Here is a 14,747-nt window from a genome sequence, read left to right as displayed (position 1 = left end):
GATGCCGGCGCCCTCATGCCCCAGCACGCTCGGGAACAGACCCTCGCTGTCCAGTCCGTCAAGCGTGTACGCATCGGTGTGGCAGATGCCCGTCGCCATGATCTCGACGAGCACCTCGCCCGCCTTCGGACCCTCCAGGTCCAGCTCCACAACCTCAAGCGGCCTCTTCGCCTCAAATGCCACGGCGGCGCGGGTCTTCATCTAAACTCTGCTCCTGTCTCATTGGTTCTGCCCGTCATCTTCTGATTCAGGCCGGGAATTGCGCGGGTTCGCGGGTTACCAGTAACGGCTGCTGGCGATAGCGGCGCCTTCAGCGAGCGCGCCAAGCTTTGCCCAGACCAGTTCCGGGTCCATCCCGCCGCTACCGACATGGATGCTGAATCCGCAATCGACGCCGCCGATCACCCGTTCACGCCCGACCAGATCCGCAAAGCGCCCGATCCGCTGTGCGATAAGTTCGGGATGCTCGATATAGGGCGATTGCGGCTCGATCAGGCCGGGGCACAGAATCTTGCCCTCCGGGACGCCTACATGCTCGAACAGGGCATATTCATGCGCGTGGCGCGGATTGGCCCCCTCGAACAGGATGGTGGACGGTTTGGCGGTCCATACAAGGTCGATGATATCGGCAAGCGGGACATCGCAATGATGCGGTCCCGGATAATTGCCCCAGCACAGGTGCATGCGCAGCTGTTCCGCGGGGATATTGGCCAGCGCATGGTTCAGCGCGGCGATGTGCATGCCGATCCGTTTGCGGAACTCGGGCAGGTCCAGATCGGTATATTGGACGTGGCGTCCCATCGCCAGATCGGGGCAATCGACCTGAAGGGTGATTCCGGCCGCCGCGATCGTTTCATATTCGTGGCGCAACGCCTCTGCGATCGCGAAGAGATATTGTTCGTGGTCGGGATAATAGGTGTTGGGGAAGAACAGCGCCGTCACCCCCGGCGATGCGGCGCTCATGAAGGTGGCACGGCCGTTCGCCTTTTCGATCAGGCGGGCGGCATCGATACGCGGCGCTTCCATATCCTTCACGCTGATCGGGCCGTCACAGGCGGGCGCACGCCGCCGCGAACGCCCGGAATCTCCGAACACCTTCGCCTTCGTTCCGGGAAAATCGTCAAGGTCCTGGAAGGCGTAGCTGCCGCCCTCGCCGCCAAAGCCGTACAGGCGATCCTTGATATAGGTCGCATAGCTGGGCTTCGACATTTCGCCATCGCCGATGATGTCGATGCCGGCAGCGATCTGGCATTCCGCCATCTCGGCGACCGCCGTATCGATCGTGGTATCCAGTGCGGCGCGATCGACCGGCACGCCCTCTTCCTGCGCGAACATCATCCGCATCAGCGCGTCAGGCCGCGGCAGGCTGCCGGTGTGGGTCGTGAGGAATCTTCCGGACATCTACCCGTTCCCTATAGGTGCAGTCATGCGGCGCGCGGGCGAATGGCGGCCGCGCGCTGTTCAAGAAAATCGACGATCGCCGCGTTGTAGATGTCGGGTCGCTCAAGATTGCACAGATGTCCGCAATCCGGGATATCCAGCCGCGCGGCCCCGGCGGTCTCTTTCAGCGTCCGCGCGACGCGGTGACGCCAGGCGCTTTCATTTCCACCAGTGATCGCAAGGACTGGAGCCTGTATCACGGCACAATCTGCGCTGGTCACTTCCAGCGTGGAGGGGGTCGCCAGATCGCGGCCCGAATAGCCGGACGCGATCCGCTCCAGCAGCGCCCGTCCTTCACCGGCGACCCGCATCAACGGATGCGCCAGACAGATCCGGCGCATTTCCTCCAGCTGTCCGGATGCGAGAAGATCCGTCATCCGAACGATCGGCGTTTCCTCGTCCGCTCCGGGAACGTCGGACAGCGGCGCACCCTGCAGCACGATGGCGCTGACCCGGCCTGGGTGGGCAATGGCGAAACGCAGCGCGATCCGCGCGCCTTGCGACATTCCCACCAGTGCAAAGCGCTCCAGTCCGAGCGCGTCGGCAATCGCAAGGATATCGGCGGGTTCCTGCGGCAGGGCCGGCGGAGCCGACGATTCGCCGAACCCGCGCCGGTCCAGCGTCACGATCCGGTACCTGTCGGCCAGCGCGCGCGCCTGCGGTTCCCAGATTCGCCGATCGAGAGTCCAGCCATGCAGGAACAGGATCGCCCGTCCATATCCGAGCGACTCTACCCGTATCGTGCCACCGGAAACGGGAATATCGGTGATGGTGCCGCCAAAAACCGGATCGGTGCAGGAAGGACGGTTCATTCCCGCTTCCAGATCATGCGGCCAGCTTCGACGCGATCTGCGCGACGTGCCGGCCCTGGAAGCGCGCGCCCTCCAGTTCGTTCTCGCTGGGAAGCCGCGAACCGTCCGCACCGGCGATAGTGGAAATGCCATAGGGTGTGCCCCCGCCGATCTCCGCCATCTGCGCATTGCCCGGCCAGCTGTAAGGCAAGCCGACGATCACCATGCCGTGGTGCATCAGCGTCACCTGGGTGGACAGCAACGTGGCTTCCTGTCCGCCATGCTGGCTCGCGGTAGAGGTAAAGACACTGCCGGCCTTGCCGATCAGCGCGCCGCGCGCCCACAGGCCACCGGTCTGGTCGAGGAAGTTACGCATCTGCGCGGCCATGTTGCCGAAACGGGTCGGCGTGCCGATGATGATCGCGTCATAATCGCCGAGCTCCGCCGGGTCCGCGACCGGCGCTTCCTGGTCCGTCTTGATACCGGATGCCCGGCAGACGTCTTCCGGTACCAGTTCGGGCACGCGCTTGACCACCGCCTCGGCGCCGGGAACCTCAGCCACACCCTCTGCGATCGCGCGGGCGAGTGTTTCGATATGACCGTAGCTGGAATAATAAAGGATCAGGACGCGCGCCATCGATTGCCCTCATTTGCACCGGACGGAGCGACGATGCCGGGTCTCCGGCATCGCCGCTCCCCCTGTTGATCAGAAGTTGAAACGGACACCTGCGGTGAACTGACGTCCGGTCGTATCGTAGAGATTGATCAGGGTCCCCGGCCCAAGGCCCGGAACGGTGTTGACGTAGAATTGCGGGGGTGTCTTGTCGAACAGGTTGTTGACCGTGAAAAAGAACTCTCCCTTTCCGCGGATCATGTCGGGACGCAGTGTCAGCGTGGCGTCAGTGTTCGACACTGCGGGCAACTTTTCCGTTGTATAGTGCAGTCTCGGCCCGAGCTTGACCCGACCGATCAGACCCTGCTGAACGAAGATCGAGAAATTTTCCTTGTCATAGGCGACGCTGATGCTGCCCTTGACGTTAGGGATCGTCGTGTCGGCACGGGCACCCAAGGTGCTGAACCCGGCATATTCGATTACCGGCTCGCTGGCACTCAATTGGGTCCGAAAACGATCAACATATGTCGCGTACAAACGTAACGCCAATTGCCCTTCGCCCAGACGGGTACGGTAAGAGGCGTCGAAATCGATGCCGCGTGTCTCGAACGTCGACACGTTCACACCGGCCACGCGGACTTCGGTCGGCGCATTCGCCGGCGAACGGTCCGAATAGGGCAGCGGGCGGCTGATCGATGCGCAGGATGGCGCTGTGCCGCCGCTCAGATCGCAGTCCAGCAGGAGCTGGGCCGCGCTGAGCGTCGAGATCGCGCCCTTGATCTTGATGTTGAACGCGTCGACCGAGAGCGCGAAGCCGGGCAGGAATGATGGCTGCAGAACGAAGCCCAGGCTGATCGTGTCTGCGATTTCCGGCTGCAGATTGGGGTTGCCGCTCGACCGCTGGAAGTAGCCGACATTGGTGTTGGTGTGGGGATCGAGCGATGCCTGCTGGATGAACTGCGGACCGGCGAACAGATCGAACAAGGTAGGTGCCCGAATGTCGCGAGAGCGTGTGGCGCGGAACTTGAGGTCCCTTACCGGAGCCCAGATGCCGCCCAGCTTCCATGTCGTGACGCCACCGCTGGTGCTGTAATCGGTGTAGCGGACCGCGGCGCTGAGATCGAGCGTTTCCGCGAGCGGGGCATCCTTGAGGACCGGGACCGCGATCTCGGCATAGCCTTCCTTCACCACGCTGGAACCGTGGGCAACGCCGGTGTTGGTCAGATAGTAACGCGTTGCATTCGGCAGCAAACCACGAAGGCCTGTATGATCCTGCAACACAGCCGGATCTGAGTTCGAGGTCAGGTTGAGTGTCTGCTTGCGATATTCGCCGCCGACCGCGATCGAAACGGGCCCGGCGGGAAGGTCGATCAGGTCGCCGGACAGGCCGACCACGATATTGTCCGTGACCATCTCTGCCCGGTAGAGGGACGTTCCCATTACATAGTCGCGCGCTGCCGCCGAAGCCGCGCCGTAGCCGAACGGATTGAGCGGAACGCAGCCCGCATAGCGCGCACGAACATCGGCATTGGTGCTCAGTGTCGGGCGACAGACGATGTTGCCGTTGCCATCGACCACGGCGTCCAGCGCCGCGGCCAGCTTCGTCTGTTCGAACTGCGCAGGTTGACGGAACTTGAAGATGGTGCTGCCGTGCGAATAGGCGAGGTTCCAGTCGAACGCGCCGACCTTGCCCTTGGCACCGGCAATGGCCTGCCAGCTGTATACCCGTTCATATGCCGTGATCGGGCCGAATTCATCGAACAGCTTGCGCAAGGTGAATGACGGTGTGCCGCTGGCCGTGAGCTGAGCTTGCAGCGCGGCAGGAAGGAAGGCGTTGCCGCTGAAGATCGGCGGCGTCAGCAACAGGTTCGGCAGCGAGTTGTAGCTTATGTCCGACTTGGCGCCCATGAACTGGGCGAACAGGGTCAGGTCGTTTGTTGCCTCGAAGTCCGCACGGCCGAAGAGCGACTGGCTCTTCATTGCCGCACTTGCGGTCAGGCTGTCCGGGGAATGGTAATAATCGCCGCCGACGAAATAGCCGTTCGACCCGGTTGGCGTGCCCGTGATCGCGGTGCGGTAATCATTCGGGCCGCTGAGGAATACCGTGTTGGCGAACGGCCCCGTGCTGACCAGTCCGCCGAAACTCGCGAAATTATAGCGGGCGTTGCGAACAAAGTGCAGTGGGTTGCCCACCGATCCGGGAGAGCCGCCGCCGATCACCGATCCCACCGCGATGCCGCGCTCAGCCAGTTTCGGGCGATCTCCGACCAGATATCCGTCGTTCTGGCTATGCTCGACGCTCAACAGCACATGAAGACGGTCGGTCACGTTGAAACCACCGGCGATGCCCAGGCGGTTCGTGGCGTTGTCGCCGTGGCCGGATATGCCGGCCTGCGCCACGCCTTTTACGCCCTTGAATTTCGTATCGAGGGCAAAGTTCACGACGCCGGCGACGGCATCGGAACCGTAAGAGGCGGATGCGCCCGCCGTGACGACATCGACACGCTGGGTGAGCAACTGTGGGAACAGATCGACATTGACGGTGCCGAGGTAGGTTGAGGGCGATGCGCGCACGCCGTCGATCAGGATCAGGGTACGGATGCCGCCCAGACCGCGCATGTTCAGGATATTGCCGTGATTGGGCGTTGCGAACGTCGCCGCGCTGCGGTTCGGCCCGGAAGATCCGATAAACTGCGGCAGCTTGTTCAGGCCCTCCGGAATGCTGGCGGGCGATCCTTTCAGCAGATCGTCGGCCACCGCCACCGTCACAGGGGTCGGAGCCTGATAACCGTCACGCGTGATGCGCGATCCGGTAACGATGATCGTTTGTTCTGCGCTGGGTGCGGTTTCCGCTGCATCTGCCGCGTTCGTGGCTCCGCTCTGCGCTTGCGCGCCAGAGGCCATGGCGCACAGGCAAGTCGTTCCCGCCAGCATCCGAAACAGTTTCGCTCTCATGCAACCTCCCTATCGGTACTCCAGTCCCCAGCCGTTGCGCCGAGATGACGGTACCTTCTCATTAATTTCGTTAATCGAAATTGTATTCGATAAGCGAATGGCTATCATTGTTGTCTGGTCGATGCAACGGGGATTCGCATCCATTTGTCCGCCTGTTGCACGATGGATTGCTCGACGTTCTCGACGCAGCGCGAGCGCAGGAGCACCGCCGCCCCCCGCCGGACGCGGCTGTGTTCAAGATGTGCGTGCCTGCCGCGCGGGTACCGCAGCCAGCCCGGTAATTCAGTCCGCGTGCTGCTCGACCCGGAACAGGTTGTTATTCCGGTGGTCGCCGGCCAGCCACCGCTTGAGCTCGGCATGCGCGGTCGCCCGTCGCTCCGCATCGCCGGTCAGAGCCGCGGGCGCGTCATAGGTGAATTCCAGGATCATACCGTTTGGATCCTTGATGTAGACGGACCGGCAATAGCCATGTTCGAGTACATAGGTGTCCGGCGCCTCCAGGCCCCGATCGGCGATCCGCTTTTCCAGTGCGGCCTGGGCCTCGGCGGTTACGTTCAGGGCGATATGGTGGAAGGGCGAAGATGGGATGTCCGGCCCAAATTCGGCCTGATCCGACGGATCCGCGAACTGGAAGAAGGCAAGGGCGCTGTCATCAGCGAGTCCGAAGAAACAATGGCAATAGACCCGCTCCTTCCCGAACAGTTCGTCTGCCTCGCAATATGTCGCGATGAGCGGCAGGCCGATCACATCCTCGTAAAAGGCGCGTGTCGCTTCCAGATCCTTGGTGACATAGGCTGTGTGATGAAGACGGTTTGGCAGCATCTGTGTCATAATCTTCCTCTCTCTATCGTGGTGGCGTGCGATCTATTTCTGCGCATCCGCCGGTCGTTTGTTGATTCCGGACAATATTTCCGCGTTGTGCTGGCCCAGCGTCGGCGGCGCGAGAACCGTGTCGTCGTGCTGTCCGTCGAAACTGACCGGTGACCGGATCGTGCGGAACGGCCCATGAGGTCCATCGCCCTCGACGACCAAGCCCAGATGTTGCGCTTGCGGGGTGCAGATCACCTCGTTCGAATTGAGCACGGCGGAATGCGGCACCTCATGCTCGGCCAGGCGCTCTGTCCACCAGTCGCGTGGATGTGTGGCAAACAGGGGCGCAAGCTGATCGACAACCTGTTCATAATGCGCGATCCGCGCGTCGCGCGATTCAAACTCAGGTCGCGCAAGCAGGTCCGGCTGCCCCAGCGCCGCCGCCAGATTCTCCCAGAATTTCGGCGGGGAAGACATGTGCAACGCGATCCACTCTCCATCGGAGCACGCGAAAACATAGGATTGCGATACATGCGGGCGGCTATGTGGGCCCATCACCTGGCCTGCGGAAAACAGGTGCGTGAAATCGTCCAGATTGAAGTGGCACATCGCTTCGAACATCGATGTTTCGACCAGCCGCCCTTCCCCGACGCGTTCGCGTTCATAGAGCGCGGACAACACGCCGTAGGCGGCATAGAAACCGGTCAGCGAATCGGCGATCGCCGGACCCACCACACGTGGATGCTCCGGATTGACGAGCAGGCGCAGGAAGCCACTGGCTGCCTGTGCCACCGTATCGAATGCCGGCCGGTCGCATTCTGGCCCATCCGGCCCGAAGCCGGAGATTGAGCAATAGATCAGCCGCGGATTGATTTCGCGCAGCCGTTCAGCGGAAACGCCCAGGCGCTCGGCCACTCCGGGGCGGAAATTCTGGATGAACACATCCGCTGTGCGCACCAGCGCGTCGAACGCCTCAAGATCCTCGGGCTGGCGTGTATCCAGCGTGATCGACTGCTTGTTACGGTTATAGGTCTGGAAATGCGGGGCATAGAGCGTGCCGCGATAGGCGCGGAATGGATCGCCGCCATCGGGGCGCTCCACCTTGATGACGCGCGCGCCCATGTCGGCCAGCAACATCCCTGCTGCCGGGCCGGTGATAAACGTTCCCATTTCGAGAACGGTGATGTCGCGCAACGGATTTGGCATCATTCTCCCCGGCCGCAGCCGCTCTGATATGAGCTTCTAGACCCGGACCGTACCGAGCCTCGCCTTGACAGATCGCTACACTTTTCGGATAGCGATTTCAACTTCGCAAAACGAAAAAATGGAAGAATGATGCGTATCGGCAAACAGGATTCACCCTTTTCGGCAATCTGCGCCTCTGATGCGGAGCATATCTACGTTCGCGGCATGGATCTGTGCGACGAGATCATCGGAAAGGTCGATTTCACCAGCTATTTCTGGCTGCTCGTCACCGGCGTGATGCCGACGCCTGCACAAGGCGCGATGACCAATGCAGTGCTGGCGGCGATCGCCGAACATGGGCTGGTGCCCAGTGTCGTTGCGGCGCGCATGACCTATGCCGCCGCGCCTGAGGCATTGCAGGGCGCCGTTGCCGCCGGCCTGCTCGGCTGTGGTTCGGTTGTGCTGGGAAGCGCGGAAGAGGCCGGGCGGTTCCTGTCCGCATGTGTCGATGCGGCGGCGGACTCCTCGCCGATGGACGCCGCGCGGGCAAAAATCACTGCGTTGCGTGCGGAGCGTCAAGTGATTCCGGGGTTTGGGCACCCCCAGCATTCGGGTGGAGATCCCCGTGCCCACCGGCTGATCGCGCTTGCCCATGAACAAGGCGTCGCGGGTGCCTATTGCGCGATGCTCGATACCGTGTTCACCACGCTCCCCGAGGCGATCGGGCGCTCGCTGCCGATCAATGTGAACGGTGCGATCGCCGCCGTCATGCTGGACGCCGGTTTCCCGCTCCACGCGCTCAAGGGGGTTTCGTTGCTCGCGCGGACCGCCGGCCTGATCGGCCATCTGAATGAAGAGGCAGCCCGCCCGATCGGCTTCATCATGTCGGGTGCCGCTGCGGCCGCGATCAGCTACGACGGTCCTGAAAAGGACAATGGATGACGTGAGCCGGGGGAGCGCGCTCCCCCGGTCCGGGACTTCCTACCTCAGGCGGACGCGCAGTTCCTCAAGTCCCAGCAGGAAGCTGTTCGCCAGCCATTCCGGCTTTTGCGTTTCTAGGTGTGCGTCCGGGAATTGCCGGGAAAAGGTCTTGAGGAAGATCGAGACCTCCATGCGGGAAAGCGATGCGCCCAGGCAGAAGTGGACGCCCGACGAAAACGCCAGATGCTGCTTTGCGTTCTCGCGCCGGATGTCGAACCGGTCGGGATCGGGAAACACGTTGGCGTCGCGATTGGCCGATCCCAGCAGACAGGTCACCCGGCTGCCTGCCGGAATGAGATGATCGCCCACCTGCATGTCGATGCGGGCATTGCGCGAAACCATCTGGCCGGGCGTGCGCAGGCGGAGTATTTCTTCCACCGCATTTGGTATCAACTCCGGCTCCGCCCGGATCGCGTCCCACTGGTCGCGGTGGTTGAAGAATTCCAGCAGCGAATTGCCGATCGTGTCCTGCGTGGTCTGGTGGCCGGCGATCACCATCTGCGCCACGATGCCCATCACGTCCTGTTCGGTCAGCGCGCCGCCCTGATCGTGCTGCGCTTCGAGCATGCGTGTCAGAAGGTCGGTAGTCTGTTGGCCCCGGCGCAGGTCGAACGTGTGCTTCAGGCGCGATTCCAGCTCGCGCATGCCGGCATGTACCTCATCGATCACCAGCGGAACCTGTTCGGGCGGGTTGCCGATCAGCTTGACCATGCTCTGCCAGGACGTGTGGATACTTTCCCGTACCTCTTCGGGAATATCGAGCATTTCGGAGATGATGGTCAGTGGCAGCTGATAAGCGAACTCCGAAATGATCTCGATCGAATCGCGTGATGACAATTCCTCCAGCCGCTCGTCCACCTCGCGCTGAACGCGTGCTCTCATGTCCTCGATCGCACGAACGGAGAACACCCGCGTCGCCAGCGTGCGCAGCGCAACATGCTTGTCGCCGTTGCTCGACGTCAGCCACCGTAACTGATGTTCCAGTACTTCCTGATATTTGGCACGTTTTTCGGGATCGAGACTGCGCAGAACCTTCTGGACGCGGTCGCTTTCCGGGTCGAAACCGCTCAGGAAGTTACGGTGGTCACGCAGCACCGCTGAACAATCGGCATGCCGTGACAGGAAAAAGACGTCGCCGTGCTGATAGAACGGCGCTTCGTTGCGGAGGCGTTCATAGACACCCCAGCGATCCAGTGGCGCATCACGCCGAAGGGAAAGCCAGTCACTCACATCCTGGTCAAGGGTGCGCTCAGCATAATCCACGGACATGACACTCTCCAGAAATTCGTTATTCGAAATATAGTTCGCTATAAGAAATAAAGTCGTATTGGATCAACGTCAATCGACGATTGCCCGCGACGCGTCCGCATTGGACACGTGCAGTTCGCCCCGAGAGCTATAGATCCAGAGCGCAGCGGGCGCCTCTGCGCTGCCTATGCGCCGCGCCTCCTGTTCCGCTTGGTCTGCCGGCACATCACGGGCGACCAGGTAACGCCATGTCGGGAATTGTCCCTCGCGTTGATCCGGGCTTCGTTCCAGTATGATGGCGTCGCTGCTGCCGCCTTCAATGTACGTACTGGGATCGCTGTCGAAGAAGGCGAAGATGACGATGCGGGAGTCGTCGCATCCTTGTTCGAATGCCGGAATCGGGCCGCCGTGCACAGGGGTGTAGACCCAGGCTGCATGGTCGGGTGCATAGACGCCGTTCCCCGGCGTGAAGCGGCTTACGTTGGCAAATACATTGGCGTGCAGCGCCGCGACATCATCGGCTTCCAGATCATAAAGCGCGATGCTCTGCCAGCTCTGTCCTTCGCGCTCGGACGTGGTCGAAACCCGCCAGTATCGCCTTCCGCGCACGAAGCCGGGGCAGAAATCGACGACATCCTGAATATGATGCTGGTCATACCAGGTGTTGAAATCGGCCTCGCGGCCGGATGTGGGATCCGTCAGTGCAAGGAAAAGGTGTTGCCGCATCATCGCTCTCCGTCTGATTTCGTTGAGCGAAGTATATTTCGTTATGCGGACATTGTCGAGGTCACTCGTCGCGCAACATCCGGCTAACCTGTGGAACTTGGCGGAATTCTGCGGAAATCAGGCCAGCATGCTCGCGTACCATCGCCAGTTGCTCGCGAACGATGCGCTCCTTGTCGATCCGTTTGGAATGGCCGGAACTGTTCAGCGCCGCCACGATTCGCCCGTTTTCGTCGTGCAGGGGCACGGCCAGGGAGATCACGCCATAGGCCAGTTCGTCCTCGACCACGGCATATCCGTCCATGCGTGCTGCCGCCAAAATTTTCTTGAGCGCAGCCGGATCAGTTACTGTTTCCTCGGTCAATGCGGGAAGCGGACCTTTGAGATAGGCGTCGATCTCGGCATCCGTGCGCGCTGCCAGCAATATCCGTCCCGTTGCCGTACAAAAAGCGGGAAAGCGACTGCCGACATGGGCATCCAGCCGCATCATCGTGCGTGCCGACGATCGGGCGAGGTAAACGATATCACGCCCCTGAAGTGTGGTCACCGACGCGGCATCACCCGTCGCATTCGCAAGCGACGTCAGATGCGGCAGCGTCATTCGCTCTATATCTAGCGCCTCCAGAAAGGCGGCGCTGAGCTTTAGCACCTTCGGTAGCAGGAAGAAGCGGCGTTCGCTGTGTCCGACAAAGCCTTCGTCTTGAAGCGTGAGCAGGCACCTACGCGCGGTTGCGGGCGCGAGTTGCGTGCGTTCCGCCACCTCGCTCAGCGTCAATTCGGGGCGCCCCTCGCCGAACGCCAGCAGGACGTCCAGCCCCTTGGCGAGCCCTCCCATTCCCTCCTTACGTTCCTCAGCCACTATAGTCCCCCCCAAAAAATGCCTCATCCCTCCGCCCGGACGCTCCTGTCGGCTCACGCCTGGTAACATCTGCGGTTGCGCTTTGCGAAATATTATTCGATAACCGAAATAAAGCCGTGTGGAATAGACGGTAGCGGCGTATGAGAGGATTGGCATCGTGTTGCAATCGCGCACCCCTGAGATTGGCGAAAGCGCATCTCGTATATTCTACGGCTGGATATTGCTCGCAGTATTCTGGTTCATCCTGGTCGCAAATCTCGCCTTCCCGATGACAGGCGGTTCACTGCTGAATACGGCGATGGCGCGTGATCTCGGGTTCACACGGGAACAGATGGGCCTGCCATTTTCTGTCTATTTCGGCGTAATCGGCCTCAGTTCCCCCCTGGTCGCGACCATGATCGGGCGCATAGGAATCCGCTGGACCCTGACTCTTGGCAATGCGCTGCTTACTCTTGGTTCTTTAGCGATGGCCACCATCGTTGCCAGCCCAATGGCGGCGATGCTCTGTTTTGGCCTGGTGATCGGCTTCGCCGTGGCATCGGGCGGCAATCTGACGGCTCAGACCGCCATCCCTCGCTGGTTTGTAAGACGACGCGCTCTCGCATATGCCATCATGCTCACAGCGTCGGCGGCGGGCGGCATCTTCATAGCGCCGGTTCTGACGGCACTGATCGGGGAAGATAGTTCCGGATGGCGGTCCGGGTGGTGGGTCGTCGCCGGTTTTGGCGCGGTCGCGACGCTGCTCGCGGCCACACTGGTCCGTGAAGCTCCAGAAGATGTTGGCCAATATGCTGACGGCGACACAGCGCCGGCGGACGTTGCCGATCGCCTGGCTGTTGCATCCGCTGCGGCGCTGACGCTGCGCCAGATCCTGACCCGCTCGGATTTCTGGACGATCGTGTTGGCCTCCGCGGTGATTACCGGAGGATTGAGCCTCGTGCTGGCGCACGGGGCGGCAAACGCGCTGGATAAAGGACACAGCCAGGCGGCGGTAGGCACCGGACTGGCCCTATATGCGCTCACGGGCGTACTCGCGAAGGCGCTGGTGGGTTGGCTTGGTGATCGAATGAATCCGGCGACGTTGTGGGCGGCGCTGCTTGTGCCATCGGCAATGGGGCTTCTGGTCGCCGCGTTTGCCGTGCAGGGGCCCGGGCTTATCCTTTACTCTGCGCTTGTGGGCATTGGCCTGGGCGGGGCGATCGTATGCCAGCCTGCGACGCTTGCGAATCGATTCGGCGCACAGGGCTTCGCCAAGGCTGCAAGTATCGTGTTTCTTTTGCAGGCAGCGGCCGGGGTTTCCACACCGACGCTGGCCGGCTGGGCGTTTGACCCGGTGAACGGCTACAAGTGGAGCTTCATCGTTGCCGCGCTTGCCTGCGGTCTGGCAATCGCCGCACTTCTGATGTTCTGCCGCAGGTTGAAGTCGTGAACTGACCGCCATGATGGCGCAGCCTCGCCGGAGCAGAGCCCTGCTCCGGCGGTGTTCCATTTTTATGAAATGATCACTTCGACAAGCGTGGGACCGTCGGTCGCAAAGGATGCGCGCAGGGCGGCGTCCAGTTCGCTGCTTTGTGTGACACGACGTGCTGGCACGCCCTGACCGCTCGCGATGCTGACGAAGTCGATCTGTGGAAGTCGGCTGCCGACAGGATTTTCGATTTCAAAATGCCTGCCGAACTGGAGCAGCGCCTCGTAACGCCCGTTGTTCGCGATCACAAAGGTGATCGGCAGATTGAGTTGCGCGGCGGTCCACAACCCCTGGATCGAATACATGCTCGATCCGTCACCCAGAAATGCAATGACGCGCGCTCCCGGTCGCCCCAGCGCGATACCGATTGCCGCAGGGAGCCCGTGTCCAAGTCCACCGCTGGCACAGGTATAGAAACTGTCGCGATCGATGATCGGCAGATAATCGTGCATGACGCCGCGACTGGACGGAGCCTCTTCGACAATGATCGCGCCACCTGGCCGCAGCCTGGCGATCTGTTGGAGCAGATAGGCGTCGCTGAGCGTCGTTCCGTCCAGCGCCGGGCTGGGTTTGCGCAAGGGCGGCGCCGCGCGGGAGACCGGCTGCGTCTGTTCCCGCAACGCGCGGATGCCGGGGACCAGGCTGGTGATGATCGACATCCCTGTGGGTGCCCATGCGGCCTGGCCCGGATGATCCACGAGCTGGATAACGTCGCTGCCTTCCGGGGTATGTGGGCCGAACCCTTCGGTATGGTAGAGCGAAAGCGGGCCACCCAGAACAAGGATCAGGTCATGCCCGTTCAGATCCGCGACGATTTTCTCGCGGGACGGTAACAGGAACCCGGCGAACAGAGGGTGATTTTCGGGGAAACTGTTCCGTGCAGAGAACGGAGCCACCCAGACCGCCGCCTGATGCTGTTCGGCCAGAGCGATCACATCATGCCACGCGTCGTCGCGCGCAACGCCCGCGCCAAGGATCAGCGCCGGGCGCTTGGCCGTTGCCAGGGCGGCTGCCGCTTCGGAGATAAGGGCAGGATCGCCGGCGATGGAATTGCTTACGCGGCGTACGGAAGGCGGCGCATCGCAGACGACATCCCAATCATCCACCGGCACGGATACGAAGACCGGCCCGCGCGGCGGCTGCATCGCGATATAATAGGCGCGGACGATCGCGGCGGGTACATCCTGTGGGCGTGCCGGTTCGATCGACCATTTGACAAACGGCTTTGGGAACTCGGCTGCCTGCTCTGCAAACAGAAATGGTTCGAACGGCAGGATAGAGCGTGCCTGCTGACCCGCCGTCACCATGAGCGGCGTCTGATTCTTGTATGCGGTGAACAGGTTGCCCAGCGCATGGCCGACCCCGGCGGACGAATGGAGATTGACCATCGCGGCATTGCGCGTCGCCTGCGCGTATCCGTCGGCCATGCCGACGGCGATCGATTCCTGAAGACCCAGAATATAGCGGAAATCGTCCGGAAAATCCCTGAACATCGGCAGCTCTGTCGATCCGGGATTGCCGAAAATCGTGCGAACATCCAGCGCACGCAGCAACTTCATCGTGACATCCCGGACGGTATCTTTTCCAGGCTGCGCATCCATGATCATGGCTCTCCTGCCGGATACTGTCCCTCGCCAGCTCCCTGGCTGTGCGAAGGTACATGGTTATCGCCCT

General features: G+C 61.8%; 13 protein-coding genes. 2 read left to right on the top strand and 11 right to left on the bottom strand.

Features of this window, described 5'->3' with window-relative positions:
- From VYI76_RS06175 to VYI76_RS06145, 7 genes are all read right to left on the bottom strand, one after another.
- The coding region (locus tag VYI76_RS06175) for an alcohol dehydrogenase catalytic domain-containing protein (protein ID WP_326523880.1) at positions 1 to 201 on the bottom strand (201 nt) is incomplete at its 3' end.
- A 75-nt stretch (positions 202 to 276) separates the two neighbouring features.
- Entirely contained in the window at positions 277 to 1,401 is a 1,125-nt protein-coding gene (locus VYI76_RS06170; protein WP_326523879.1) for a cobalamin-independent methionine synthase II family protein, read from the bottom strand.
- 23 nt (positions 1,402 to 1,424) lie between these two features.
- Positions 1,425 to 2,252 (bottom strand): alpha/beta fold hydrolase, encoded by an 828-nt coding sequence (locus VYI76_RS06165; protein ID WP_326523878.1) that lies wholly within the window; start codon positions 2,250 to 2,252, stop codon positions 1,425 to 1,427.
- 13 nt (positions 2,253 to 2,265) lie between these two features.
- Positions 2,266 to 2,868: an NAD(P)H:quinone oxidoreductase gene (gene wrbA, locus VYI76_RS06160; RefSeq protein ID WP_326523877.1), complete on the bottom strand. Its 603-nt coding sequence runs from the start codon at positions 2,866 to 2,868 to the stop codon at positions 2,266 to 2,268.
- A gap of 69 nt (positions 2,869 to 2,937) precedes the next feature.
- Positions 2,938 to 5,799, bottom strand: a complete 2,862-nt coding sequence (locus tag VYI76_RS06155) for a TonB-dependent receptor plug domain-containing protein (RefSeq protein WP_326523876.1) — start codon at positions 5,797 to 5,799, stop codon at positions 2,938 to 2,940.
- Positions 5,800 to 6,081: 282 nt separating this feature from the next.
- Positions 6,082 to 6,630 carry a VOC family protein gene (locus tag VYI76_RS06150; protein ID WP_326523875.1) on the bottom strand — a complete coding sequence of 183 codons (549 nt, stop codon included), beginning with the start codon at positions 6,628 to 6,630 and terminating at the stop codon, positions 6,082 to 6,084.
- Between the two features lie 33 nt (positions 6,631 to 6,663).
- Complete coding sequence (locus tag VYI76_RS06145; RefSeq protein ID WP_326523874.1) at positions 6,664 to 7,803, bottom strand: CaiB/BaiF CoA transferase family protein; 1,140 nt, start codon at positions 7,801 to 7,803, stop codon at positions 6,664 to 6,666.
- A 138-nt stretch (positions 7,804 to 7,941) separates the two neighbouring features.
- Between VYI76_RS06145 and VYI76_RS06140 the strand changes: the two genes are divergently transcribed.
- Positions 7,942 to 8,736, top strand: coding sequence for a citryl-CoA lyase (locus VYI76_RS06140; RefSeq protein ID WP_326523873.1), 795 nt, complete (start codon positions 7,942 to 7,944; stop codon positions 8,734 to 8,736).
- Positions 8,737 to 8,775: 39 nt separating this feature from the next.
- On the opposite strand, the gene VYI76_RS06135 is transcribed toward VYI76_RS06140, so the two are convergent.
- The 3 genes from VYI76_RS06135 to VYI76_RS06125 form a co-directional block, all read right to left on the bottom strand.
- Positions 8,776 to 10,044, bottom strand: a complete 1,269-nt coding sequence (locus VYI76_RS06135; protein WP_326523872.1) for a cytochrome P450 — start codon at positions 10,042 to 10,044, stop codon at positions 8,776 to 8,778.
- 69 nt (positions 10,045 to 10,113) lie between these two features.
- On the bottom strand, positions 10,114 to 10,752 hold the full coding sequence (locus VYI76_RS06130) for a hypothetical protein (RefSeq protein WP_326523871.1): 639 nt from the start codon (positions 10,750 to 10,752) through the stop codon (positions 10,114 to 10,116).
- Positions 10,753 to 10,810: 58 nt separating this feature from the next.
- The gene (locus tag VYI76_RS06125) at positions 10,811 to 11,605 is read right to left on the bottom strand and encodes an IclR family transcriptional regulator domain-containing protein (RefSeq protein ID WP_326523870.1); all 795 of its coding nucleotides are present in this window, start codon (positions 11,603 to 11,605) and stop codon (positions 10,811 to 10,813) included.
- A gap of 157 nt (positions 11,606 to 11,762) precedes the next feature.
- Here VYI76_RS06125 and VYI76_RS06120 point away from each other — a divergent pair, with 157 nt between their 5' ends.
- Positions 11,763 to 13,034, top strand: a complete 1,272-nt coding sequence (locus tag VYI76_RS06120; RefSeq protein ID WP_326523869.1) for an MFS transporter — start codon at positions 11,763 to 11,765, stop codon at positions 13,032 to 13,034.
- Positions 13,035 to 13,096: 62 nt separating this feature from the next.
- Here the strand turns inward: VYI76_RS06120 and mdlC are convergent, their stop codons facing one another.
- Positions 13,097 to 14,680, bottom strand: a complete 1,584-nt coding sequence (gene mdlC / locus VYI76_RS06115; RefSeq protein ID WP_326523868.1) for a benzoylformate decarboxylase — start codon at positions 14,678 to 14,680, stop codon at positions 13,097 to 13,099.
- Between the last annotated feature and the right edge of the window lie 67 nt (positions 14,681 to 14,747).

Source organism: Sphingomonas sp., assembly GCF_035910975.1.
Taxonomy (GTDB): domain Bacteria; phylum Pseudomonadota; class Alphaproteobacteria; order Sphingomonadales; family Sphingomonadaceae; genus Sphingomonas.
Note: the sequence above shows the minus strand (reverse complement) of the source record. Positions and strands in the feature narration are given on the sequence as shown.